Source organism: Streptomyces sp. NPDC029169 (genome assembly GCF_055563935.1).
The window spans coordinates 200,750-221,818 of record NZ_JBVHXA010000004.1 but is presented as its reverse complement, the minus strand read 5'-3'; the positions used below and the strand labels follow the sequence as shown (position 1 = coordinate 221,818).

21 protein-coding genes and 1 pseudogene are annotated in these 21,069 nt (G+C 72.6%); 17 read left to right on the top strand and 5 right to left on the bottom strand.

Annotated elements, in window-relative coordinates; genetic code table 11:
* Positions 1 to 37 precede the first annotated feature (37 nt).
* Positions 38 to 772, top strand: a complete 735-nt coding sequence (locus tag ACZ4VI_RS10270; protein ID WP_467998450.1) for an SseB family protein — start codon at positions 38 to 40, stop codon at positions 770 to 772.
* Positions 773 to 827: 55 nt separating this feature from the next.
* Here ACZ4VI_RS10270 and ACZ4VI_RS10265 read toward each other — a convergent pair whose 3' ends face one another.
* Positions 828 to 1,187: a DUF1844 domain-containing protein gene (locus ACZ4VI_RS10265; protein WP_467998448.1), complete on the bottom strand. Its 360-nt coding sequence runs from the start codon at positions 1,185 to 1,187 to the stop codon at positions 828 to 830.
* Positions 1,188 to 1,522: 335 nt separating this feature from the next.
* On the opposite strand from ACZ4VI_RS10265, the gene infC reads away from it, so the two are divergent.
* The 10 genes from infC to ACZ4VI_RS10215 all read left to right on the top strand — a co-directional run bounded on the left by infC (position 1,523) and on the right by ACZ4VI_RS10215 (position 12,775).
* Positions 1,523 to 2,224: a translation initiation factor IF-3 gene (gene infC / locus ACZ4VI_RS10260; protein WP_467998446.1), complete on the top strand. Its 702-nt coding sequence runs from the start codon at positions 1,523 to 1,525 to the stop codon at positions 2,222 to 2,224.
* Between the two features lie 124 nt (positions 2,225 to 2,348).
* Positions 2,349 to 2,543 carry a 50S ribosomal protein L35 gene (gene rpmI / locus ACZ4VI_RS10255; protein WP_019884943.1) on the top strand — a complete coding sequence of 65 codons (195 nt, stop codon included), beginning with the start codon at positions 2,349 to 2,351 and terminating at the stop codon, positions 2,541 to 2,543.
* A 107-nt stretch (positions 2,544 to 2,650) separates the two neighbouring features.
* Positions 2,651 to 3,037, top strand: coding sequence for a 50S ribosomal protein L20 (gene rplT, locus ACZ4VI_RS10250; RefSeq protein ID WP_467998444.1), 387 nt, complete (start codon positions 2,651 to 2,653; stop codon positions 3,035 to 3,037).
* 191 nt (positions 3,038 to 3,228) lie between these two features.
* Positions 3,229 to 4,068: a TrmH family RNA methyltransferase gene (locus ACZ4VI_RS10245; protein ID WP_467998442.1), complete on the top strand. Its 840-nt coding sequence runs from the start codon at positions 3,229 to 3,231 to the stop codon at positions 4,066 to 4,068.
* Positions 4,069 to 4,150: 82 nt separating this feature from the next.
* Positions 4,151 to 5,443, top strand: a complete 1,293-nt coding sequence (locus tag ACZ4VI_RS10240) for a sensor histidine kinase (RefSeq protein WP_467998440.1) — start codon at positions 4,151 to 4,153, stop codon at positions 5,441 to 5,443.
* 135 nt (positions 5,444 to 5,578) lie between these two features.
* Positions 5,579 to 6,706: a phenylalanine--tRNA ligase subunit alpha gene (gene pheS, locus ACZ4VI_RS10235; RefSeq protein ID WP_467998438.1), complete on the top strand. Its 1,128-nt coding sequence runs from the start codon at positions 5,579 to 5,581 to the stop codon at positions 6,704 to 6,706.
* Positions 6,706 to 9,219: a phenylalanine--tRNA ligase subunit beta gene (gene pheT / locus ACZ4VI_RS10230; protein ID WP_467998436.1), complete on the top strand. Its 2,514-nt coding sequence runs from the start codon at positions 6,706 to 6,708 to the stop codon at positions 9,217 to 9,219. The genes pheS and pheT overlap by 1 nt, the downstream gene beginning before the upstream one ends.
* A gap of 297 nt (positions 9,220 to 9,516) precedes the next feature.
* The gene (locus ACZ4VI_RS10225; RefSeq protein ID WP_467998434.1) at positions 9,517 to 10,593 is read left to right on the top strand and encodes a PP2C family protein-serine/threonine phosphatase; all 1,077 of its coding nucleotides are present in this window, start codon (positions 9,517 to 9,519) and stop codon (positions 10,591 to 10,593) included.
* Positions 10,594 to 10,852: 259 nt separating this feature from the next.
* A complete protein-coding gene (locus tag ACZ4VI_RS10220; protein ID WP_467998432.1) occupies positions 10,853 to 12,193 on the top strand; it encodes a transcriptional regulator in 1,341 nt (446 codons plus the stop codon).
* Between the two features lie 51 nt (positions 12,194 to 12,244).
* The gene (locus ACZ4VI_RS10215; RefSeq protein WP_467998430.1) at positions 12,245 to 12,775 is read left to right on the top strand and encodes an NUDIX hydrolase; all 531 of its coding nucleotides are present in this window, start codon (positions 12,245 to 12,247) and stop codon (positions 12,773 to 12,775) included.
* A 65-nt stretch (positions 12,776 to 12,840) separates the two neighbouring features.
* On the opposite strand, the gene ACZ4VI_RS10210 is transcribed toward ACZ4VI_RS10215, so the two are convergent.
* Entirely contained in the window at positions 12,841 to 13,701 is an 861-nt protein-coding gene (locus ACZ4VI_RS10210) for a 3-hydroxybutyryl-CoA dehydrogenase (protein WP_467998428.1), read from the bottom strand.
* A 171-nt stretch (positions 13,702 to 13,872) separates the two neighbouring features.
* Between ACZ4VI_RS10210 and ACZ4VI_RS10205 the strand changes: the two genes are divergently transcribed.
* Positions 13,873 to 15,105 carry a glycoside hydrolase family 10-like protein gene (locus ACZ4VI_RS10205; protein WP_467998426.1) on the top strand — a complete coding sequence of 411 codons (1,233 nt, stop codon included), beginning with the start codon at positions 13,873 to 13,875 and terminating at the stop codon, positions 15,103 to 15,105.
* 25 nt (positions 15,106 to 15,130) lie between these two features.
* On the opposite strand, the gene ACZ4VI_RS10200 is transcribed toward ACZ4VI_RS10205, so the two are convergent.
* Both ACZ4VI_RS10200 and ACZ4VI_RS10195 read right to left on the bottom strand, forming a co-directional pair.
* Positions 15,131 to 15,325 (bottom strand): DUF1918 domain-containing protein, encoded by a 195-nt coding sequence (locus tag ACZ4VI_RS10200; RefSeq protein ID WP_467998424.1) that lies wholly within the window; start codon positions 15,323 to 15,325, stop codon positions 15,131 to 15,133.
* Between the two features lie 84 nt (positions 15,326 to 15,409).
* The gene (locus ACZ4VI_RS10195) at positions 15,410 to 16,357 is read right to left on the bottom strand and encodes a DMT family transporter (protein WP_467998422.1); all 948 of its coding nucleotides are present in this window, start codon (positions 16,355 to 16,357) and stop codon (positions 15,410 to 15,412) included.
* Between ACZ4VI_RS10195 and ACZ4VI_RS10190 the strand changes: the two genes are divergently transcribed.
* From ACZ4VI_RS10190 to ACZ4VI_RS10175, 4 genes are all read left to right on the top strand, one after another.
* Entirely contained in the window at positions 16,356 to 17,792 is a 1,437-nt protein-coding gene (locus ACZ4VI_RS10190; protein WP_467998420.1) for an aminotransferase-like domain-containing protein, read from the top strand. The genes ACZ4VI_RS10195 and ACZ4VI_RS10190 overlap by 2 nt on opposite strands.
* A 55-nt stretch (positions 17,793 to 17,847) precedes the next feature.
* Entirely contained in the window at positions 17,848 to 18,297 is a 450-nt protein-coding gene (locus ACZ4VI_RS10185) for a GNAT family N-acetyltransferase (RefSeq protein ID WP_467998419.1), read from the top strand.
* 101 nt (positions 18,298 to 18,398) lie between these two features.
* A complete protein-coding gene (locus tag ACZ4VI_RS10180; RefSeq protein WP_467998417.1) occupies positions 18,399 to 18,974 on the top strand; it encodes a histidine phosphatase family protein in 576 nt (191 codons plus the stop codon).
* Between the two features lie 308 nt (positions 18,975 to 19,282).
* A complete protein-coding gene (locus ACZ4VI_RS10175; protein WP_467998416.1) occupies positions 19,283 to 20,464 on the top strand; it encodes a methyltransferase in 1,182 nt (393 codons plus the stop codon).
* Between the two features lie 3 nt (positions 20,465 to 20,467).
* On the opposite strand, the gene ACZ4VI_RS10170 is transcribed toward ACZ4VI_RS10175, so the two are convergent.
* The gene (locus tag ACZ4VI_RS10170) at positions 20,468 to 20,872 is read right to left on the bottom strand and encodes a VOC family protein (protein WP_467998415.1); all 405 of its coding nucleotides are present in this window, start codon (positions 20,870 to 20,872) and stop codon (positions 20,468 to 20,470) included.
* Here ACZ4VI_RS10170 and ACZ4VI_RS10165 point away from each other — a divergent pair.
* Positions 20,855 to 21,061, top strand: a pseudogene (locus ACZ4VI_RS10165) (hypothetical protein); the annotation flags it as partial. The gene ACZ4VI_RS10170 and the pseudogene ACZ4VI_RS10165 sit on opposite strands and share 18 nt — an antisense overlap.
* Positions 21,062 to 21,069: the final 8 nt, after the last annotated feature.

Below are 21,069 nucleotides of genomic sequence, written 5' to 3'. Positions count from 1 at the left end.
GGGAAAACGGCCGGTGAGGGGCGGTTAGGCTCGGTGCGTGGCGCTCAAGAACATCCCTGACCCCGGTTTCTCCGACGACGACGGCACCGCCGACCCGCGGCTCGCCGCGGCCCTCGCGGCCTGGGCGGAGGACAGAACCGCCCACGGCCCGGTCCTCGCGGCGCTGAAGGACGCGCGCCTGCTGGTGCCCGTGGTCGCCGTCCTCGGCGAGGTCGAGGAGGACCCCGAGACAAGCCTGCGCCGCGAGAAGACCAGCGACATGGCCGTGCCCACACTCACCGCGGGCGACCGCCGCGCACTGCCGGCGTTCACCTCGATCGCCTCGCTCGCGCTCTGGGACCCCGAGGCCCGGCCGGTGGCCGTCCCCCTGCACCAGGCGCTCCAGGCCGCCGCGCACGAGAAGGCGGACACCGTCGTCCTCGACCTGGCGGGACCGGTGCCGTACCAGCTGACGGGCCCGGCGCTGCTCGCCCTCGCGGAGGGCCGCACCAGCGCGGACCCGCTCGACGACCCGGCGGTACGGGAGGCGGTACGGACCGCGGTCGCGGCCGAGCCCGCGGTCCTGCGGGCCCACCTCGGCCCCGGCAGCGCCGACGGCACCCTGGCCCTCGTCCTGGCCGAGGACGCCGCGCCCGCGCAGGCCGCCCAGCGGGTGGCCCGTTCCCTGGCCGCCGACGAAACACTGAGGGCCCGCCTGGTGCGCGGCCTCGACCTGGCACTCCTGCCGGCCTCGGCCACGCCTCCGGGCGAGCCCTTCTACGTAAAGAGTTGATCGGGGACTCGGACGAGGCCCAACAAGCCCCTGGCCCCGTACCCCCAACGGGGTCCTAGCCGTACACCGGCCCCGTGTACTTCTCGCCCGGCCCCTGGCCCGGGTCGTCCGGGACGATCGAGGCCTCGCGGAAGGCCAGCTGCAGGGACTTCAGGCCGTCCCGCAGCGGCGCCGCGTGGAAGGAGCTGATCTCCGTCGCGCCGGCGTCCAGGAGGCCGGCCAGCGCGTGCACCAGCTTGCGCGCCTCGTCGAGGTCCTTGTGCTTCTCACCGTCCTCGGTGAGCCCGAGCTTCACCGCGGCGGCGCTCATCAGGTTCACCGCGACGGTCACGATGACCTCGACCGCGGGCACCTCCGCGATGTCACGGGTCATGTCGTCGAAGTCGGGGGACTCGTTCTGGGGCGTCTCGCTCATGCCCCACACGATAAGCGGACCGGACGCCCGCCTGGCGCCCCGTCCCCGTTCGCGTACGCGGACGGGTACTGCTAGCCTGGTGTAACGACCGGCCGGACACGCATGTGCCCGGCCCGCAAGTGGAGGCTCCGATCTCCCACCTGGCCGCCCATACGGGCGGCGGGTCACCGGTCAGGTGGCGCCCATCGTTCCGTACGGACGATGGAGCCACCCGATGTGCGCCCCGCGGTTCACCGCGGCGGTTGCTCCGGTATTTCCGTGGAGCCCCGCCTGTGTCCCGTCCGGGGCATTTTTCATGTACCGGCGCGGTTGGTCTCAACTGTTACAGAACATACGTGTCCGTCCGCCAGGCGGTCACGTGGTGCTACCGAGGAGGATCCATCAGCGCCGAGCCCCGCATCAACGACCGGATTCGCGTTCCCGAGGTGCGACTTGTCGGCCCCAGCGGCGAGCAGGTCGGGATTGTTCCGCTTGCCAAGGCCCTGGAGCTTGCACAGGAGTACGACCTCGACCTGGTCGAGGTCGCGGCGAACGCCCGTCCGCCCGTGTGCAAGCTCATGGACTACGGGAAGTTCAAGTACGAGTCGGCCATGAAGGCCCGTGAGGCGCGCAAGAACCAGGCGCACACGGTCATCAAGGAGATGAAGCTCCGGCCGAAGATCGACCCGCACGACTATGACACCAAGAAGGGTCACGTCGTCCGGTTCCTCAAGCAGGGCGACAAGGTCAAGATCACGATCATGTTCCGTGGTCGTGAGCAGTCCCGCCCCGAGCTCGGCTTCCGGCTGCTGCAGCGGCTGGCGTCGGACGTCGAGGAGCTTGGCTTCATCGAGTCCAACCCGAAGCAGGACGGGCGGAACATGATCATGGTTCTTGGCCCGCACAAGAAGAAGACCGAGGCCATGGCCGAGGCGCGTGAGGCCCAGGCCGCGCGCAAGGCGGAGCGTCTGGGCGGCTCGTCCGACGAGATCGCCGAGGCTCCGGCCGAGGAGGCTTCGGCCGAGGTTTCCGCCGAGGCCGAGAACCCCCAGGCGTGACCCGAGGGGCTGCCATCCAGGCGGCCCCGGGCCTCGCCCGGAACCACCAACGAAGAACTGACGCTCCTGGATGTCCGGTGCCCGCACCGGGTGGGAGCGCCACTGACGAGGAGATAACGGCGCGATGCCGAAGAACAAGACGCACTCCGGTGCCAAGAAGCGCTTCAAGATCACCGGCTCCGGCAAGGTGCTGCGCGAGCGCGCCGGCAAGCGCCACCTGCTCGAGCACAAGTCATCCAAGCTGACGCGTCGCCTCACCGGCAACGCCGAGATGGCCCCGGGCGACGCGGCCAAGATCAAGAAGATGCTGGGCATCTGAGCTTGATCTCCCGCCCTCGGCGACGAGGGCATCCGGCCAAGTCCGGGACCCATCCGATTTCCGGGTCGTGTGAGGACCACCACGACCCCGCTACAAGGAGTTAAGAAGTGGCACGCGTCAAGCGGGCAGTCAACGCCCACAAGAAGCGCCGGGCGATCCTCGAGCAGGCCAGCGGCTACCGCGGTCAGCGTTCGCGCCTGTACCGCAAGGCCAAGGAGCAGGTCACCCACTCCCTGGTCTACAACTACAACGACCGCAAGAAGCGCAAGGGCGACTTCCGTCAGCTGTGGATCCAGCGCATCAACGCCGCTGCCCGCCAGAACGGCATGACGTACAACCGCCTCATCCAGGGTCTGAAGGCCGCCAACATCGAGGTGGACCGCAAGATCCTCGCGGAGCTGGCCGTCAACGACATCACCGCGTTCGCCGCGCTCGTCGAGGTCGCGCAGAAGGCCCTTCCGGCCGACGTCAACGCCCCGAAGGCCGCTGCCTGATCTCCAGGCCGCAGATCTTCTGCACCGGACCCGCAGGCCTTCGGGCCTGCGGGTCCGGCGCGTTCAGCGCTGGTCCGCACCCGGGCCGGGGGTCCCGCCGGGGCCCCTCAGCCCTCGCTCCGCGGGTCCGGCGCGTTCCCGTCTCCCGCACCGCACACTCTCGTACGTACGAAAAGAGAGCCGCCGACCCCATGGGTACCCCCGAGCTGATCTCCCCGCGTTCGCCGCGTGTCGTCGCCGCCCGGCGGCTCGCCAAGCGCAACTTCCGGGGCAAGGACCGCCTCTTCATCGCCGAGGGCCCGCAGGCCGTCCGCGAGGCCGTCGAGCACCGCAGCGGCTCCGGTGAGCCCACCCTCGTCGAGCTCTTCACCACCGTCGAGGCCGCCGAGCGGTACGCCGGGATCGTCGACGCCGCCCGTGCGGCCGGGGCCCGCGTGCACTACGCCTCCGACGCCGTCCTCGCCGAGGTCTCCCAGACCGTCACCCCGCAGGGCCTCGTCGGGGTCTGCCGCTTCCTCGACTCGCCCTTCGAGGAGGTCCTGGCGGCCAAGCCCAAGCTGGTCGCCGTCCTCGCCCACGTACGCGACCCCGGGAACGCCGGCACCGTGCTGCGCTGCGCCGACGCGGCCGGCGCCGACGCCGTCGTCCTCACCGACGCCTCCGTCGACCTGTACAACCCCAAGTCCGTCCGCGCCTCCGTCGGCTCCCTCTTCCACCTCCCGGTCGTCGTCGGCGTCCCGGTCGAGCAGGCCGTCGCCGGTCTGAAGAGCGTGGGCGTACGGATCCTCGCCGCCGACGGCGCCGGGGAGGACGACCTCGACGACGAGCTCGATGCCGGCACCATGGGCGGGCCCACCGCCTGGGTCTTCGGCAACGAGGCCTGGGGCCTGCCCGAGGAGACCCGCGCCCTGGCGGACGCGGTGGTGCGCGTACCGATCCACGGCAAGGCCGAGAGCCTCAACCTCGCGACGGCCGCCGCCGTGTGCCTCTACGCCTCCGCGCGTGCCCAGCGCCCCCGAACCTCCGCCTGAGGGGGTCCAAAGCGTCACGTTCAACTAGTAGGGTGACGAACTCGGGGGCCCACTGCGCTACATGGAGGGGTGGGGAACGGGGATGACGGTCGGCACGGACAGGCCCGCACAGGCACGGAGCACCGCGCCGGATGCTCCGGAGGACCCGGACGGGTCCTCCACCCAGACACCGGACGGTTCCTCGGCCACAACGCCCGACGGGTCGTCCCCCACGGAGCCCGACGGGTCCTCGACCACGGAGCCCGACGGAGCCCCCGCCACGCTGCCCGACGGAGCCCCCGCCACGCTGCCCGACGGAGCCCCCGCCGCTGCGCCCGACATCCCCGGCATCGACCCCGACGAGCTGCCCGACGGTCTCGTCGTCGCCGACGCCACCGGGCACGTCGTCTGCTTCAACGCCGCCGCCGCCCGCATCACCTCCGTGCCCCCGGGCCAGGCCCTCGGCCTCCCGCTCGACCAGGCGCTGCCCCTGGAGGACCTCAAGGGCCGCCGCTGGTGGACCCTCACCGACCCGTACGGCGGACTCGCCACCCGCCGCGGCCAGCCCGAGCGCAATCTGCTGCTGCCCGGCGGCCGCGAGGTCCTCGTCTCCGCCCGCTACGTCCGCGAGCACCCCACCGGGCCCGTCCGCCGCGTCGTCGTCTCCCTGCGCGGCACCGAGGCCCGGCGCCGTACCGAACGCAGCCACGCCGAGCTGATCGCCACCGTCGCCCACGAGCTGCGCTCCCCCCTGACCTCCGTCAAGGGCTTCACGGCGACCCTGCTCGCCAAATGGGAGCGGTTCACCGACGACCAGAAGCGGCTGATGCTGGAGACCGTCGACGCCGACGCCAACCGCGTCACCCGGCTCATCGCCGAACTCCTCGACATCTCCCGGATCGACTCCGGCCGCCTGGAGGTGCGCCGCCAGCCCGTCGACATCGCCGCCGCCGTCGGCCGCCACATCCAGGCCCACACCACCGGCGGCCAGGCCCCGGACCGCTTCTTCGTCCGCGTCCAGCCCCAGCTGCCCGACCTCTGGGCCGATCCGGACAAGGTCGACCAGGTCCTCGGCAACCTGCTGGAAAACGCGGTGCGCCACGGCGAGGGGACTGTCACCATCGAGGTGGCACCCACCTGCGACACCCCCGACGGCGAGAAGGGAACGGCGGTCACCGTGAGCGACGAAGGCCCCGGCATCCCCGAGGAGTCGATGGGCCGTGTCTTCACCCGCTTCTGGCGGGGGAGCAAGCGCGGTGGCACCGGACTCGGCCTCTACATCGTCAAGGGCATCGTCGAGGCCCATGGCGGCACGATCACCGTCGGCCGCGGTCCCCGCGGCGGCGCCGAGTTCCGATTTATCCTGCCCGTCGGCGCCCCGGCCTATCTCGCCTGACGAGATCACCAGCCGCCCGGGCCGCCCACGGGCTCATTCGCGTCCCCGCGCCCCGTTAGACTCGACCTTTGGCACGATTGCGCCCTTGTCGTCGAGCGGGGCCGCCCAGCCAGCCAAACGGAAGCACGGGAAGAGATGTCCGCACCCAATAAGTCGTACGACCCGGTTGAGGTCGAGGCCTTGAAACCGGAAGAGATCGAGCGCATGCGGGACGAGGCGCTCGCCGCCTTCGCCGCCGCGGGTGACCTCGACGCGCTCGCGCACGCGAAGGTCGCGCACACGGGTGGCACCTCGCCGCTCGCGCTGGCCAACCGCGAGATCGGCGCGCTGCCGCCGCAGGCCAAGGCCGCGGCCGGCAAGATCGTGGGCCAGGCCCGCGGCGCCGTCTCCAAGGCCCTCGCCGCCCGCCAGGCCGAGCTGGAGGACGAGCGCGACGCCCGCGTCCTGGTCGAGGAGGCGGTGGACGTCACCCTGCCGTACGACCGGATTCCGGCCGGCGCCCGCCACCCGCTGACCACGCTCATGGAGCGGGTCGCCGACGTCTTCGTCTCCATGGGCTACGAGGTCGCCGAGGGCCCCGAGGTCGAGGCGGAGTGGTTCAACTTCGACGCCCTCAACTTCATGCCGGACCACCCGGCCCGGCAGATGCAGGACACCTTCTTCGTCCAGGGCCCCGAAGGCACCACGGACGACGAGTCCGGTGTCGTGCTCCGTACGCACACCTCCCCGGTGCAGGCCCGCACGCTCATCGACCGGGAGCCCCCGGTCTACGTCGTGTGCCCCGGCCGCGTCTACCGCACCGACGAGCTCGACGCCACGCACACCCCGGTCTTCCACCAGATCGAGCTGCTCGCCGTCGACGAGGGCCTGACCATGGCCGACCTCAAGGGCACCCTGGACCACATGGTCCAGGCGCTCTTCGGGCCGGACATGAAGACCCGGCTCCGCCCGAACTTCTTCCCCTTCACCGAGCCGTCCGCCGAGATGGACATGCTCTGCTACGTCTGCCGCGGCGAGTCCGTCGGCAACCCCGACCGCCCCTGCCGCACCTGCGGCAGCGAGGGCTGGATCGAGCTGGGCGGCTGCGGCATGGTCAACCCCAAGGTGCTCGTCGCCTGCGGTGTCGACCCGGAGAAGTACAGCGGATTCGCCTTCGGGTTCGGCATCGAGCGGATGCTGATGTTCCGCCACAACGTCGAAGACATGCGAGACATGGTCGAGGGTGACGTCCGGTTCACCCGGCCGTTCGGGATGGAGATCTGATGCGGGTCCCGCTTTCTTGGCTGCGGGAGTACGTCGACCTGCCGGCGACGGAGACCGGGCGTGACGTCCAGGCCAAGCTCATCACGGCAGGACTCGAGGTCGAGACCGTCGAGCAGCTCGGCGCCGGTCTGACCGGCCCGCTAGTGGTCGGCAAGGTCCTCACCATCGAGGAGCTGACGGAGTTCAAGAAGCCCATCCGCTTCTGCACCGTCGACGTCGGCCAGGCCAACGGCACCGGCGAGCCCCAGGAGATCATCTGCGGCGCCCGGAACTTCGCAGAGGGCGACAAGGTCGTCGTGGCCCTGCCCGGCGCCGTGCTCCCCGGTGACTTCCAGATCGCCGAGCGCAAGACGTACGGCCGGGTCTCCCGCGGCATGATCTGCTCCGGCGACGAGCTGGGCATGGGCGACGACGGCACGCACGGCATCATCGTGCTGCCGCCGGAGCTCGAGGTCGGCATCGACGCCACCAAGCTCCTGGAGCTGTACGACGAGGTCCTGGACATCGCCGTCACGCCCGACCGCGGCTACTGCCTCTCGATGCGCGGTGTCGCCCGCGAGACCGCCACCGCCTACGGCCTGCCGCTGCGCGACCCGGCGCTGCTCGACGTGCCCGCGCCGAACTCGTACGGCTACCCCGTCCAGGTCCTCGACCCGATCGGCTGCGACCGCTTCGTCGCCCGTACGGTCGTCGGCCTGGAGCCCGAGGCCCGCTCGCCGATCTGGCTGCGGCGTCGCCTGCAGAAGGCCGGGATGCGCCCGATCTCGCTCGCCGTCGACATCACGAACTACGTGATGCTGGAGCTCGGCCAGCCGCTGCACGCCTACGACCGCACCCGGCTCGACGGCCCCATCGGGGTCCGCCGCGCCGCCGCCGGAGAGACGATCACCACGCTCGACGGCGCCAAGCGCGTCCTCGACTCCGGGGACCTGGTCATCACCGACAACCGCGGCCCGATCGGCATCGCGGGCGTCATGGGCGGCGCCAACACCGAGATCGCCGACCACACCGACGTCGACGGCGGCAGCACCGAGGTCGTCATCGAGGCCGCGCACTTCGACCCGATCTCGATCGCCCGCTCGGCCCGCCGGCACAAGCTGTCCTCCGAGGCCTCCAAGCGCTTCGAGCGCGGCGTCGACCCGCAGGCCGCGGCTGCCGCCGCGCAGCGCTGCGTCGACCTGCTCGTGCTGCTCGCGGGCGGCACGGCCGAGGCCGGTGTCACCGAGATCGTCGCCCCGTCCGCGCCCCGTACGGTCACCATGCCGGCGGACCACCCGGATCGCGTCGCGGGCGTCGCCTACGGCCGCGAGACCGTCGTCCGCCGCCTCCAGGAGGTCGGCTGCGACGTCTACGGGCAGGACGAGCTGGTCGTCACCGTCCCGTCATGGCGCCCCGACCTGTGGGTGCCGAACGACCTCGCGGAAGAGGTCATCCGGCTGGAGGGCTACGAGAACCTGCCCTCGACGCTGCCCAAGCCGCCCGCCGGGCGTGGCCTCACCGAGCGCCAGCGCACCCACCGCCGGGTCGGCCGCGCGCTGGCCGGCGCCGGTTACGTGGAGGCGCTGAACTACCCGTTCATCGGCTCGCAGGTCTTCGACCAGCTCGGCCTGGACGCGGACGACGCCCGCCGCCGCGTGGTCACCCTCGTCAACCCGCTCTCCGACGAGGAGCCCGCGCTCCGTACGACGCTGCTGCCGGGCCTGCTCGGCGCGCTGCGCCGCAACGACGGGCGCGGCAGCCACGACCTGGCGCTCTTCGAGACCGGTCTGGTCTTCCGGCCGGGCGACCAGCCGGGCGTCGCCGTCCGGCTGCCCGTCGACCGGCGTCCCACCGACGCGGAGATCGCAGGCGTCAACGCCGCGCTGCCCGCGCAGCCGCGCCGGGTCGCCGTCGTCCTCGCCGGGGCGCGTGAGCAGGCCGGCTGGTGGGGCAAGGGCCGCCCGGCCGACTGGGCCGACGCGATCCAGGCGGCGCGCACGGTGGCCGCGGAGGCCGGTGTCGAGCTGATCATCAGCGCCGACCAGCACGCCCCGTGGCACCCGGGCCGCTGCGCCGCGTTCCACGTGGTCGTGGACGGCGAGAAGGTCCTCGTCGGCCACGGTGGCGAGCTGCACCCGCGCGTCGTCAAGGCGCTCGGCCTGCCCGACCGCACGTGCGCGATGGAGCTGGACCTGGACCTGGTGGAGCAGGCCAACGAGGGCCCCCTGAAGGCTCCGAGCATCTCCTCCTTCCCGGTGGCTACCCAGGACGTCGCCCTGGTGGTCGACGCGTCGGTCCCGGCCCTGACGGTCGAGGCCGCGCTGCGCGACGGCGCCGGTGAGCTCCTGGAGTCCATCCGGCTGTTCGACGTGTACACGGGCGACCAGCTCGGCGAGGGCCGGAAGTCCCTTGCGTACGCGCTGAAGTTCCGCGCCACGGACCGCACCCTGACGGTCGACGAGGCCAGCGCCGCCCGCGACGCGGCGGTCGCCCTCGCGTCCGAACGCACGGGCGCGGTCCTGCGCGGCGCCTGAGCGACCCGCTCCCGGAGGGGGCCGACCCGGTATCCACCGGGCCGGCCCCTTCGGCGTCTCCCGAGGCCGGCCCTCTCATCCGGGCGGAGTCGGGCTCGCGTGCGAGTGGGACACGCGTGTGCGGGTGGCGTGTGTGTGGCGTGGGGCGGCGCGCCGGTGGCGCTCACTCCTTCGGGTGAGATGGCCAGGGGGTGTTCCCTGGCGCCCCGTGCGGTCGGGAGAATCGACGCGGCCACAGGGGCGGGCCTGTGTGCCGCAGGGCCTTCGGGCGCTGCAGGGCCTCAGGAAGGGCCGTGCATGATCCGTTCCAGGACGTCGCTCTCCGATGGCTCCCGGCTGCGCCGGCTGGCCCCGCTCGCCCTTCCCAGCCTCTGGGGTGCCGTGGCGGTGACCTGGAAGCTCGCCTGCCCCCTGGCACAGCAGCCCGGTCTCCCCATGCGCATCGCCACCAGCGTCGTCTTCTTCACCGTCGGCACCGGGCTGATCCTCGGCATCCGGCGCGGCCTCGCGCGCGAGCTGGAGCGGATGAGAGCCATCGCGTACGCCACCCAGCGGGTGCTGCTGCGCCCGCCCGCTCCCCGGCTCGACGGCCTCGCCGTCGCCGCCGGCCAGCTCTCCGCCTCCCGGGGCGCGGCCGTCGGCGGGGATCTGTACGAGGCGGTGGCCACGCCCTACGGCGTGCGGGTCGTCATCGGAGACGTCCGGGGTCACGGTCTCGCCGCCCTCGGCGCCGTCGTCGCCGTGCTCGGCAGCTTCCGCGAGGCCGCTCACGACGAACCCGAACTCGGCGGTGTCCTGCGCCGACTCGACCGGGCACTCGGCAGGCATCTGCGCGAGCGTGCCCGCGACGAGCACCCGGCCTGCTCCGGACACGAGCCCGAGCACCCCGCCGCCGAGGAGTTCGTGACCGTCCTGCTCCTGGAGATCCGCCCGGACGGCGAGGTGTACGCGCTCAACTGCGGGCACCCCGGCCCGTACCGGATCGGCCACCGGGTGGAGGCCGTCCCCGTCGGCGACCCGCTGCCGCCGCTCGGCACCTTCCCGCTGCCGGCCGACCTCACGCCGTACCCCTGCACCCGCCTCCTGACGGGCGAGGCGCTCTTCCTGCACACCGACGGCGCGGAGGACGCCCGGGACCGGGTCGGCCGCTTCTTCGGCCTCGAAGCGGTCCTGGCCGAGGCCGTCCGCGACGCGCCCGTTTCCCCGGCCGCCCTTGTCCGCCGGGTGCATGGCGCCCTGCTGCGGCACACCGGCGGCCGACTCGTCGACGACGTGGCCCTGTTGGTCGTCCGCAACGACCGGGTGCGGGTTCCGGCGCAGCCCGCCGAACCCGGGCTGCGCCGTACCCGACCTGCACCCTCCCCTCACTGTTGAGCGACGGGACATGAGGCCGGCGCCGCCCGGACCGCCGCGGAGTGTCGGGCAGGTCGGCGGGCGGGCGGCGCGGGGCGGGCCGCCGCACTGTACGAGGGGGGAGCCCGGCGGCCCGGGTCGCCTTGCGGCGAGACGCTCAGTCAACCGGCCCGGAAACGGCCGCGGCAGAGCGCACGGACCGGAAGAACGGGCATTTCATTCACACCCCGTGCGAAACCGCCCTCCACTACGCTGGGCGGACCGAGCCATCGGAGGGGCCATGCAGCCCAACACCCTGCTCGACGCCCTCCTCGACGAGGCGGGCATCTCCCATGCGGGCCTCGCCACCCGGGTGAACCGGGCGGGCAGCTCCCGGGGCCTCTCCCTGCGGTACGAACACACCGCCGTGGCCCGCTGGTTGAAGGGCCAGCGGCCGCGCGGACAGGTGCCCGACCTGATCTGCGAGGTGCTCGCGGCGCGGCTGCACCGGGCGGTCACCCTCGACGACATCGGCCTGGGCGTCCGGGGCGGCGACACCATCGCGCACAGCTCTCCGCTCTCCGGGTTCGTCGAGCGGGCCACCGCCCTGTGGCGCTCCGACGAGCAGCAGCGGCCGCACATACTCGGCGCGCAGGCCGTCACCGGCACGCCCGCCGTGATGCCCGTCTGGGAGTGGGAGAACCCGCCGGAGGACTCCGACGTCTCCCGCGACGGCCGCACCCAGGTCTCGCCCGCCGACATCACCATGCTCGGCGCCGCACGGGCGCACTACGAGCAGATGTACCGCAAGGCCGGCGGCGTCGCGACCCGGGTGCGGATCGTCGGCTTCCTCAACTCCGAGACCGCGCCCCTCCTGCGCGGCGCGTACAGCGACAGCCTGGGCCGGCAGCTGCACCGCGCGACGGGCGGCCTGGTGGCGGTGGCCGGGATCTGCGCGTACGACTCCGACGCCCATGGACTCGCGCAGCGCTACTTCCACCAGGCGCTGCGGCTCGCGAAGGCGAGCGGGGACCGCGGCCTCGGCGCCTATGTGATCGCGCTGCTTGTCAACCAGTCGCTGTTCATGGGGGAGTACCGGCAGGCGGTGGCGTTCGCCGAGGCGGCGCTGCGGTCGGCCGGGCGGCAGATCACCCCGGCGCTCGCCGCCGATCTCTCGGCGATGCAGGCGAAGGCCTACGCCCATCTCGGCGACGGGGCCGCGGCGTTGGCCTGCATCCGGCGCGCGGAGGCGGAGGCGGAGCGGATCAGACCGGGGTACGAGCCGGCCGAGACCGGCTACGTCCAGCCGGGTCTCGTCAATGTCCAGGTCGCCGAGGCGCTGCTCAGTCTGGGTGATCTTCCGGCGGCCCGGGAGCACGCGCGGGCGGCCGTGGAGACCCCGGCGCACGACCGGGGCCGGGTGCACCGGCTGGCCATGCTGTGCCAGATCGAGCTCCGGCAGGGGGAGGCCGACGCGGCGGCGGGGACCGCGGTGGAGATGACCGAGCGGGCGCGCGGGATGGAGTCGCAGCGGCTGCGGGACCGGCTGCGGCTGGTGCGGGAGCATCTGCTGGCGAGCGGCTGCGGGGACGCGCGGCAGGCTGCCGAACTCATCGACGGGGCGCTACGCGTTCCCCTGTGAGCCCCGGGCTGCTGCCATATTGCCACCGACCAATCGGAAGGTGGCAGAAACGTGCAGTGGACGAAACTGAGCGAACAACCTGTCTATGAGAACCGCTGGTTCCGGGTGAACCTCGCGGACGTCGAACTCCCGGACGGCCGCCACCTCGACCACTATCTGATCAGGCTCCGCCCGGTCGCCGTCGCGACCGCCGTCAACGAGGCCAACGAAGTCCTCATGCTCTGGCGGCACCGCTTCATCACCGACAGCTGGGGCTGGGAGCTGGCCGCCGGCGTCGTCGAGGACGGTGAGGACCTGGAGACGGCCGCGGCCCGCGAGATGGAGGAGGAGACCGGCTGGCGCCCGGGCCCCCTGCGCCATCTCCTCACCGTCGAGCCGTCGAACGGCCTCACCGACGCCCGGCACCACCTCTACTGGGCCGAGCAGGCCACGTACATCGGCCCGCCCGAGGACGACTTCGAGTCCTCACGGCGTGAGTGGATACCGCTCAAGCTGGTCCCGGACATGATCGCCCGGGGCGAGATCCCGGCCGCCAACATGGCCGCCGGGCTGCTGATGCTGCACCATCTGCGGCTCGGCTGACCTCACGAAAAGCCGAACGGCCCGTACCTGTGCGGGTGTACGGGCCGAACGGTGATCGGTGTGGCTCAGGAGTACGGGTAGAAACCCGAGCCGGTCTTGCGGCCGAGCCGGCCCGCGTCCACCATCCGCTGGAGCAGCGGGGGAGCGGCGTACAGCGGCTCCTTGTACTCGGTGTACATCGAGTCGGCGATCGAGACGATCGTGTCCAGGCCGATCAGGTCCGCGAGCTTCAGCGGGCCCATCGGGTGGGCGCAGCCGAACTCCATGCCGTTGTCGATGTCCTCACGGCTCGCGATGCCCGACTCGAACATCCGGATCGCGGAGAGCAGGTACGGCACGAGCAGGGCGTTGACCACGAAGCCGGACCGGTCCTGGGCGCGGATCGCGTGCTTGCCGAGCACCTTCTCCGCGAAGACCTGGGCGCGGCTGATCGTGCCCTCGGAGGTGGTGAGGGCCGGGATCAGCTCGACGAGCTTCTGCACCGGGGCCGGGTTGAAGAAGTGGATGCCGATGACCGAGTCGGGGCGCGAGGTCGCCACCGCCAGCTTCACCAGCGGGATGGAGGAGGTGTTGGAGGCCAGGATCGCGTCGGGCCGGGTCACCACCTGGTCGAGCACCTGGAAGATCTCGGTCTTGACCTGCTCGTTCTCCACGACGGCCTCGATGACGAGGTCGCGGTCGGCGAACTCGCCCAGGTCGGTGGTGAAGCTGAGGCGCGCCAGCGTCGCGTCGCGCTCCTCCTCGCTGATCTTGCCGCGTTCGGCGGCCTTCGCGAGCGAGTTGTAGAGCCGCGTACGGCCGATCTCCAGCGCCTCGCCGGTGGTCTCGGCGACCTTCACCTCAAGACCGCTGCGGGCACACACCTCCGCGATGCCCGCGCCCATCTGGCCGCAGCCCACCACTCCGACGCGCTCAATGTCGGCCATGGAGTCCGTCACCTCGTGCCTTTCGCTCTTCTCTGGCGGCGGGGCCCCGTGTGATTCCGGTGCGTCCGCCTCGACCCCACGACGTTACCGCTCATTAACCGATGATCGATCGGTCGGGGCGGGCATGCTCTGCCTGTGGGTGTGACGTATCCGACACAGGAGGGGCGACGTATGGGGCGTATCGGGAGAAGGGGGTTCGTGGCGGGCGCGGCGCTTGGGGCGTTCGCCACGACCGGAACCGGCAGCGCGGAGGCGGCGCGACGGAAGCCGCGGCCCGCGAGCGAGTTCCGGGGCATGTGGATCGCGACCGTCGCCAACCGCGACTGGCCCTCCCGTGCCGGTCTCGACCCCGAGGGGCAGCGGGCCGAACTCCTCGCCCACCTCGACAGGGCCGTCGCGTGCCGCCTGAACGCCGTCGTCCTCCAGGTCCGGCCGAGCGCCGACGCCCTGTGGCCCTCGCCCTACGAGCCGTGGGCGGAGTGCCTGACCGGGGTACAGGGCCGCGATCCCGGCTGGGACCCGCTGGGGACGGCCGTCGAGGAGGCCCACGCGCGCGGTCTGGAGCTGCACGCCTGGTTCAACCCGTACCGCGTGGCGACCCACACCGATCCGGCCCGGCTGACCGCGGACCACCCGGCCCGGCGGCACCCGCAGTGGACCGTTCCGTACGGCGGCAGGCTGTACTACGACCCCGGGCTGCCCGAGGTGCGCCGCTTCGTCCAGGACGCGATGTTCCACGCCGTCCACCGCTACGCGATCGACGCCGTCCACTGGGACGACTACTTCTATCCGTACCCGGTGGCCGGGGAGGTGTTCGCCGACGACATCTCGTACGCGCGCCACGGCAGGGACTTCCCGGACCGGGCGGCCTGGCGGCGGAACAACATCGACCTGCTCGTCGCGGAGACGGCCGCGCGGATCAGGGAGACCGCCCCGCACGTCGCCTTCGGCATCAGCCCCTTCGGGGTCTGGCGCAACGCCTGCACCGACCCGGAGGGCTCGGACACCGAGGCGGGCGCGCAGACCTACGACGACCTGTACGCCGACACCCGGAAGTGGATCCGGGAGGGCTGGATCGACTACGTGGTCCCGCAGCTTTACTGGAACATCGGCTTCGCCGCCGCCGACTACGCCCGGCTCCTGCCCTGGTGGGACGCGGTGGTACGGGACACCGGCGTCGCGCTCTACATCGGCGAGGCGCTGTACAAGTCGGGCGATCCCGCCCAGCCCGCCGCGTGGCAGGACCCGAAGGAGCTCTCGCGCCATCTGGCCCTCGCCGAGCGGTATCCGGCGGTGGGCGGGCACTGCTTCTTCGCGGCGAAGGAGGTTGCGACGGACCGGATCGGGGCGATGGCCGCCGTCGTGGCCGACCACTATCCGACCTCGGTCCGTGCGCCGCGCTAGCTCCGTCGCGTCGGCCGGTTTCCGTTCACGACTTCTCGCGGTGGAGCACGACGGTGTCGGGGCCCGGTGACATCAGTCCCTCGTGGCCGTCGTCCTCGAACCGTACGCGGTACGGGGGAGTGCCGTTCTCGCCCTTCACCTCAAGGACCTCGGCCGTACGGTCGTGCTGACCGACGGTCCGGCCGTGCACCAACAGCTTGTCGCCCACGCTCGCTTGCATCGTGGTGACCTCCTCGCGGCCGTGTTTGTCCTACTTCGGAGTCTACGTCCGCCATTGTGACCCGCATCACCCCCCGGCGCGCGTTCAGCTCTTCGCGCGCTGGGTGACCGCGATGCAGACGAGAACCGCGCAGGCGGCGAGCGGCGCGGCGGGGGAGAGGGACTCGCCGAGCAGCGTCACCGACCAGACGAGGGTCAGCAGGGGCTGGGCGAGCTGGAGCTGGCTGGCCTTGGGGATGCCGATGGCCGCCATGCCCCGGTACCAGACGTAGAGGCCGAAGAAGGTGGAGCCGGCCGCGACCCAGATCAGCCCGACGACTCCGTGGACGTTCAGCCGGACGGGTTCGAAGGAGAGGGCGACGGCCGAGCCGGCGGCCATGAGCGGCAGGCAGAGGATCAGGGCCCAGCCGATGACGTGCCAGCCCGGCATGTGCTGGGCGAGGCGGCCGCCCTCGGTGTATCCGGCCGCGCAGACCAGGAGCGCGCCGAACAGGTACAGGTCGCCCGTGGACAGGGCGCCGCCGCTCTGCTGGAGCGTGAAGGCGAGGACGACCACGGCGCCGGAGACGGCCGCGATCCAGAACGTACGGGAGGGGCGGCGGCCGGTGCGGATCGCGGCGAGGGTCGCCGTGGTGAGCGGCAGCAGGCCCACGACGACGGCGGCGTGCGAGGTCGTGGAGGTCTGGAGGGCGAGGGTCGTCAGGAGCGGGAAGCCCACCACGACACCGCCGGCCACGACGGCGAGGCCCGCCCAGTGGCGGCGCTCGGGCAGCGGGACCCTCCCGGCCAGCAGGAAGGTGCCCGCGATGAGCGCGGCGAGCGTCGAGCGCACGGCGACGAGCGACCAGGGGCCGAAACTCTCCAGGCCCCAGGCGGTGGAGGGGAAGGTGAGCGAGAACGAGACCACGCCGAGGCCGGCGAGGAGCGTGCCACGGGCCGCCGGGGCGACCGGCGGGGCGACGGCCGTGCTGACTGCCGGGGAGGTGGCGACCGCTATCGTCGAAGTGGGAGTAGCGCTATCCTGTGCTGTCATGCAAGAGCGTAGCAGTGTCGGTGAACTGGCCACATCCCTCAGGGCGGAACTGAACCGCTACTCACCCGGAGGGAAGCTGCCGTCGAGTCGCGCCCTCGTGGAGCGCTACCGCGTCTCCCCGGTGACGGTGACCCGGGCCCTCGCCCAGCTCGCCGCCGAGGGCCTCGTCGTCACCCGGCCGGGAGCCGGGGCATACCGCGCCGAGCCGCGCGACCGGACCCCCGTGGCCGGGGACACCTCCTGGCAGGAGGTCGCGCTCAGCGCCGACACCGCGACGGAACTGGTGCCGCGCAGCGTCGACGCGTCCGGCGTCCTGGTGACCCTGGCGGCGCCGCCACCGGGTGTCGTCGAGTTCAACGGCGGCTATCTGCACCCCTCGCTCCAGCCCGAACGGGCCATGGCCGCCGCCCTGGCCCGCGCCGGCCGCCGCCCCGGCGCCTGGGGCCGGCCGCCCACCGACGGCCTGCCCGAACTGCGCGAGTGGTTCGCCCGCGAGATCGGCGGCACCGTCACCGCCGCCGACGTCCTCATCACCGCGGGCGGTCAGCCCGCGATCACCACCGCGCTGCGCGCCCTCGCCCCGCCCGGCACCCCCGTCCTCGTCGAGTCGCCCACCTACCCGGGCATGCTCGCCGTCGCCCGCGCTGCGGGCCTGCGCCCCGTACCCGTACCGACCGACGCCGACGGGGTGCGTCCCGAGCTCCTCGAAGCCGCCTTCCGGGCCACCGGCGCACGGGTCTTCGTCTGCCAGCCGCTCTTCCAGAACCCGACGGGCGCCGTGCTCAACCCCGAGCGGCGGCGCGAGGTGATCCGGATCGCGCGGGCCGCCGGAGCCTTCGTCGTCGAGGACGACTTCGCCCGCCGGCTCGTCCACGAGGACGCCGGACCGCTTCCCGCCCCGCTGGCCGCCGAGGACCCGGACGGCGTCGTCGTCCACGTCTGCTCCCTCACCAAGCCGACCTCGCCCAGCCTGCGCGTCGGCGCCCTGGCCGCCCGCGGCCCCGTCCTGGAACGGCTGCGCGCCATCCAGGTCGTCGACAGCTTCTTCGTCCCGCGCCCCCTCCAGGAGACCGCCCTGGAACTCGTCGGCTCGCCCGCCTGGAGCCGCCATCTGCGCGCCGTCTCCCAGGAGCTGAAGAACCGCCGCGACACCATGACGGGCGCCCTCGCCCGGCACCTCCCCGAGCTGGCCCTGCCCCACATCCCTGCCGGCGGCTACCAGCTCTGGCTGCGGCTCCCCGACCGCCTCCCCGAGGCCGCGCTCCTCGCGGGCGCCCTGCGCGCGGGCGTCGCCGTCGCCCCCGGCCGCCCCTACTTCAGCGCCGAACCGCCCGCCGGGCACATCCGCCTCAGCTTCGCGGGCGTGGCCGGGTCCACCGAGATCGCCGAGGGGGTACGCCGCCTGCGCGCGGCTGTCGACGAGCTCACCGGCTGAGACGCCGGACAAAACCACCTGACAACCTGCCGGGGGGCTTGAGAGCCTGCGCCCCATGAGCGACACGCACACCACAGCGACCCTGACCCACGGCGCGTACGAGATCTCCACCGACCCGGACCGCATCGACCGGGCCCGGGTCCACCAGTGGCTCTCCACCGACGCCTACTGGGCGCTCGGCCGGTCCCGGGACAAGCAGGACCGCGCGATCGACGGATCCCTCAACTTCGCTGCGTACCACTGCGAGACGGGGGAGATCGCCGCCTACGCCAGGGTCGTCACCGACCACGCCACCTTCGCCTATCTCTGCGACGTCTACGTCGACCGGCCGGCCCGGGGCACCGGCCTCGGCACGGCGCTCGTGACCGCCGTACGGGACCACCTGGAGCCGTACGGTCTGCGCCGTGTCCTGCTGGCCACGGACGATGCGCACGGTGTGTACGAGAAGGTCGGTTTCGAGCCGCTGCGGAATCCGGAGAAGTGGATGGCTCTCGGCGTGCACTGACCCCCGATGCCCCCTATGGCCCCGACCGTTCCCCGACCGTGACCGGAGCTCGTGCATATGCCCTCTTGACCTGCCGGGCATCCGGCCTCACGATCGCGGCCATGGGTCTTCGGGTCACGCTCGTCGCAGCGGCGCGCAGCTCCTCGCTGCTCGCCGAGCGCTTCGACGACGACCGGCCGCTCGACGAGGCCGGCTGGTACGAGGTGCAGCTTGCCGCGCACACACTCGTCCCGCTCGGCGCGGCCGAGCTGCGCTACTGCTCGCCGACGCCCCGCAGCCGCGCCACCGGCGCTGCACTCGGCTACGCGCCGCTCGCCCAGCCCGCCCTGCGCGACTGCGACATGGGGCGGTGGCGCGGACTGACCCTCGGCGAGGTCGCCGCACTCGAACCCGCCTCCGTCGACGCCTGGCTCACCGACCCGCGCACCGCCCCGCACGGCGGCGAGACGCTCCTCGCCTTCATCTCGCGGATAGGGGGCTGGCTCGACACCCGCCCCGCCGACGACGGCGCCATCGTCGCCGTCGCCGAACCCGCCGTCGTGCGCGCCGCCTTGGTGTACGCGCTGAAGGCGCCGCCCGCGACCTTCTGGAACGTCGACGTCCGCCCGCTGTCCACCGTCACGCTCACCGGCCGCCCCGGCCTCTGGCACCTCCACCTCCAGGCGGCGGTCGGCTAGCGGCTCGCGTCGGGCTGACGCTGAATCCCGACCGGCGGCTCGCGCCCGGGCCCACGGCGGAGCCCGACCGGCGGCCTGCGCCCGCCTACGGCGGAGCCCGACCGGCGGCCTGCGCCCGCCTACGGCGGAGCCCGACCGGCGGCCTGCGCCCGCCTACGGCGGAGCCCGTCCGGCGGCCTGCGCCCGCCTACGGCGGAGCCCGTCCGGCGCCCGCGCCCGGCTACGGCGGAGCCCGACCGGCGGCCTGCGCCCGGCTACGGCTGAGCCCGACCGGGAGACGTACGGGGACCGGCTAGCCTGAGACCACGATGAACCGTTTGACCACGTCATGGGGCGAGTTCCCGCTCACCCGCTTCCCCGAGGACCCGCGCGACCAGCTCCGAGCCTGGGACGCCTCCGACGAGTACCTGCTGCGCCACCTCGCCGAGACGGACACCGACCTGTCCGGCACGGTGGCCATCGTCGGCGACCGCTGGGGCGCCCTCGCCACGGCGCTCGCCGCCCGCCGGCCCGGTGACCTCGCGCAGATCTCCGACTCGTACCTGGGCCGCCGGGCGACCGCGGAGAACCTGGCCCGCTCAGGGGCCGCCCCGGACGCGGTCCGGCTGCTCACCACCCAGGACGCGCCGCCCGAGCGGATCGACGTGCTGCTCGTCCGCGTCCCCAAGAGCCTCGCGCTCCTGGAGGACCAGCTGCACCGGCTTGCGCCCGCCCTGCACGAGGGCACCGTGGTCGTCGGGACCGGCATGGTCAAGGAGATCCACACCTCCACGCTCCAGCTCTTCGAGACGATCCTCGGCCCCACCCGCACCTCGCTCGCGGCGAAGAAGGCCCGGCTGATCCTCTGCACCCCGGACCCCGCCCTGACCCGGCCGTCCAACCCCTGGCCGTACCGGTACGAACTCCCCGCAGACGCAGGGACCGTCGCCGGGCGGACCGTGGTCAACCAGGCCGGGATCTTCTGCGCCGACCGCCTCGACATCGGCACCCGCTTCTTCCTCAAGCACCTGCCGCAGGGCCTCGGCCGCGCCCGCGTCGTGGACCTGGGCTGCGGGAACGGCGTCGTGGGCCTGGCGGTCGCGCTCGCCGAGCCCGAGGCCGAACTGGTCTTCGCCGACGAGTCGTACCAGGCCGTCGCCTCGGCCGAGGAGAACTTCCGTACCCACGCCGAAGCGGGATGCACCGCCGAGTTCGTGGTCGGGGACGGGACGGCCGAACTCGCGACGGAGTCGGTGGACCTCGTCCTGAACAACCCGCCCTTCCACAGTCACCAGGCGACCACCGACCGCACCGCCCGCCGGATGTTCTCCGACGCGCGGCGCGTCCTGCGGCCCGGCGGCGAACTCTGGGTCGTCGGCAACCGGCACCTCGGCTACCACGTCACCCTGCGCCGGATCTTCGGCTCCTGCGAACTGGTCGCGAGCGACCCGAAGTTCGTGGTCCTGCGGGCGGTCAAGCAGGGCCGGCGGGGCGATCACGATCGGGCGTGAGGCTCACGCGTCCCAGCTGCGCTCGCACAGGACCAGCTGGTACCCGTCCGGGTCGGCGACCGTGACCCCGTACTGGTCCCAGTACGGGTTGTGCGCCGCGACCCGGGTGCCGCCCGCCGCGACCAGCCGCTCCACCAGCGAGTCCTCGACCGGCGCCCCCAGGTAGACCACGAACAGGTCGTCGACGGTCGGGGCCGGTTCGACCGGGTTCTCGGGGTCGAGGGTGAGCTCGAAGTGCCAGGTCCCGCCGGCCGGACCGACCATCACGAGATCGTGCTTCCCGGACACGCGCTCCGTGGTCTTCCAGAGCACGTCGAGGCCGAGCCCTTCGACGTAGAAGCGCTCGGCCGCGACGAGGTCGCGCGAGGGTCGGGCGACGCGTATCCGGGTCTGTGCGTTGATGATCATGCGGGGAGCCTAACCCGCACGGGCTCGCCCGTTCGGCCGTTCTGCGATGCTGAATGTGTGACGCTCGAAGACCTGGTGCGCCTGCGCCACGCGCACGACGCGATGGACCGCGACTACGCGCAGCCGCTGGACGTCCAGGCCCTGGCGCGCATTGCCCTCATGTCGCCGGGGCAGTTCTCCCGCAGCTTTGCATAAAA

Excerpts from the sequence above, each read along its gene's own strand:
- ACZ4VI_RS10170 (WP_467998415.1), bottom strand. The coding sequence starts at position 20,872 with ATGATCATCAACGCACAGACCCGGATACGCGTCGCCCGACCCTCGCGC.
- ACZ4VI_RS10185 (WP_467998419.1), top strand. The coding sequence starts at position 17,848 with ATGAGCGACACGCACACCACAGCGACCCTGACCCACGGCGCGTACGAG.
- ACZ4VI_RS10200 (WP_467998424.1), bottom strand. The coding sequence starts at position 15,325 with ATGCAAGCGAGCGTGGGCGACAAGCTGTTGGTGCACGGCCGGACCGTC.
- ACZ4VI_RS10220 (WP_467998432.1), top strand. The coding sequence starts at position 10,853 with ATGCAGCCCAACACCCTGCTCGACGCCCTCCTCGACGAGGCGGGCATC.
- ACZ4VI_RS10265 (WP_467998448.1), bottom strand. The coding sequence starts at position 1,187 with ATGAGCGAGACGCCCCAGAACGAGTCCCCCGACTTCGACGACATGACC.
- ACZ4VI_RS10205 (WP_467998426.1), top strand. The coding sequence starts at position 13,873 with ATGGGGCGTATCGGGAGAAGGGGGTTCGTGGCGGGCGCGGCGCTTGGG.
- ACZ4VI_RS10225 (WP_467998434.1), top strand. The coding sequence starts at position 9,517 with ATGATCCGTTCCAGGACGTCGCTCTCCGATGGCTCCCGGCTGCGCCGG.
- ACZ4VI_RS10175 (WP_467998416.1), top strand. The coding sequence starts at position 19,283 with ATGAACCGTTTGACCACGTCATGGGGCGAGTTCCCGCTCACCCGCTTC.
- ACZ4VI_RS10190 (WP_467998420.1), top strand. The coding sequence starts at position 16,356 with ATGCAAGAGCGTAGCAGTGTCGGTGAACTGGCCACATCCCTCAGGGCG.
- pheT (WP_467998436.1), top strand. The coding sequence starts at position 6,706 with ATGCGGGTCCCGCTTTCTTGGCTGCGGGAGTACGTCGACCTGCCGGCG.
- ACZ4VI_RS10210 (WP_467998428.1), bottom strand. The coding sequence starts at position 13,701 with ATGGCCGACATTGAGCGCGTCGGAGTGGTGGGCTGCGGCCAGATGGGC.
- ACZ4VI_RS10195 (WP_467998422.1), bottom strand. The coding sequence starts at position 16,357 with ATGACAGCACAGGATAGCGCTACTCCCACTTCGACGATAGCGGTCGCC.
- ACZ4VI_RS10240 (WP_467998440.1), top strand. The coding sequence starts at position 4,151 with ATGACGGTCGGCACGGACAGGCCCGCACAGGCACGGAGCACCGCGCCG.
- ACZ4VI_RS10180 (WP_467998417.1), top strand. The coding sequence starts at position 18,399 with ATGGGTCTTCGGGTCACGCTCGTCGCAGCGGCGCGCAGCTCCTCGCTG.
- rpmI (WP_019884943.1), top strand. The coding sequence starts at position 2,349 with ATGCCGAAGAACAAGACGCACTCCGGTGCCAAGAAGCGCTTCAAGATC.
- ACZ4VI_RS10245 (WP_467998442.1), top strand. The coding sequence starts at position 3,229 with ATGGGTACCCCCGAGCTGATCTCCCCGCGTTCGCCGCGTGTCGTCGCC.
- pheS (WP_467998438.1), top strand. The coding sequence starts at position 5,579 with ATGTCCGCACCCAATAAGTCGTACGACCCGGTTGAGGTCGAGGCCTTG.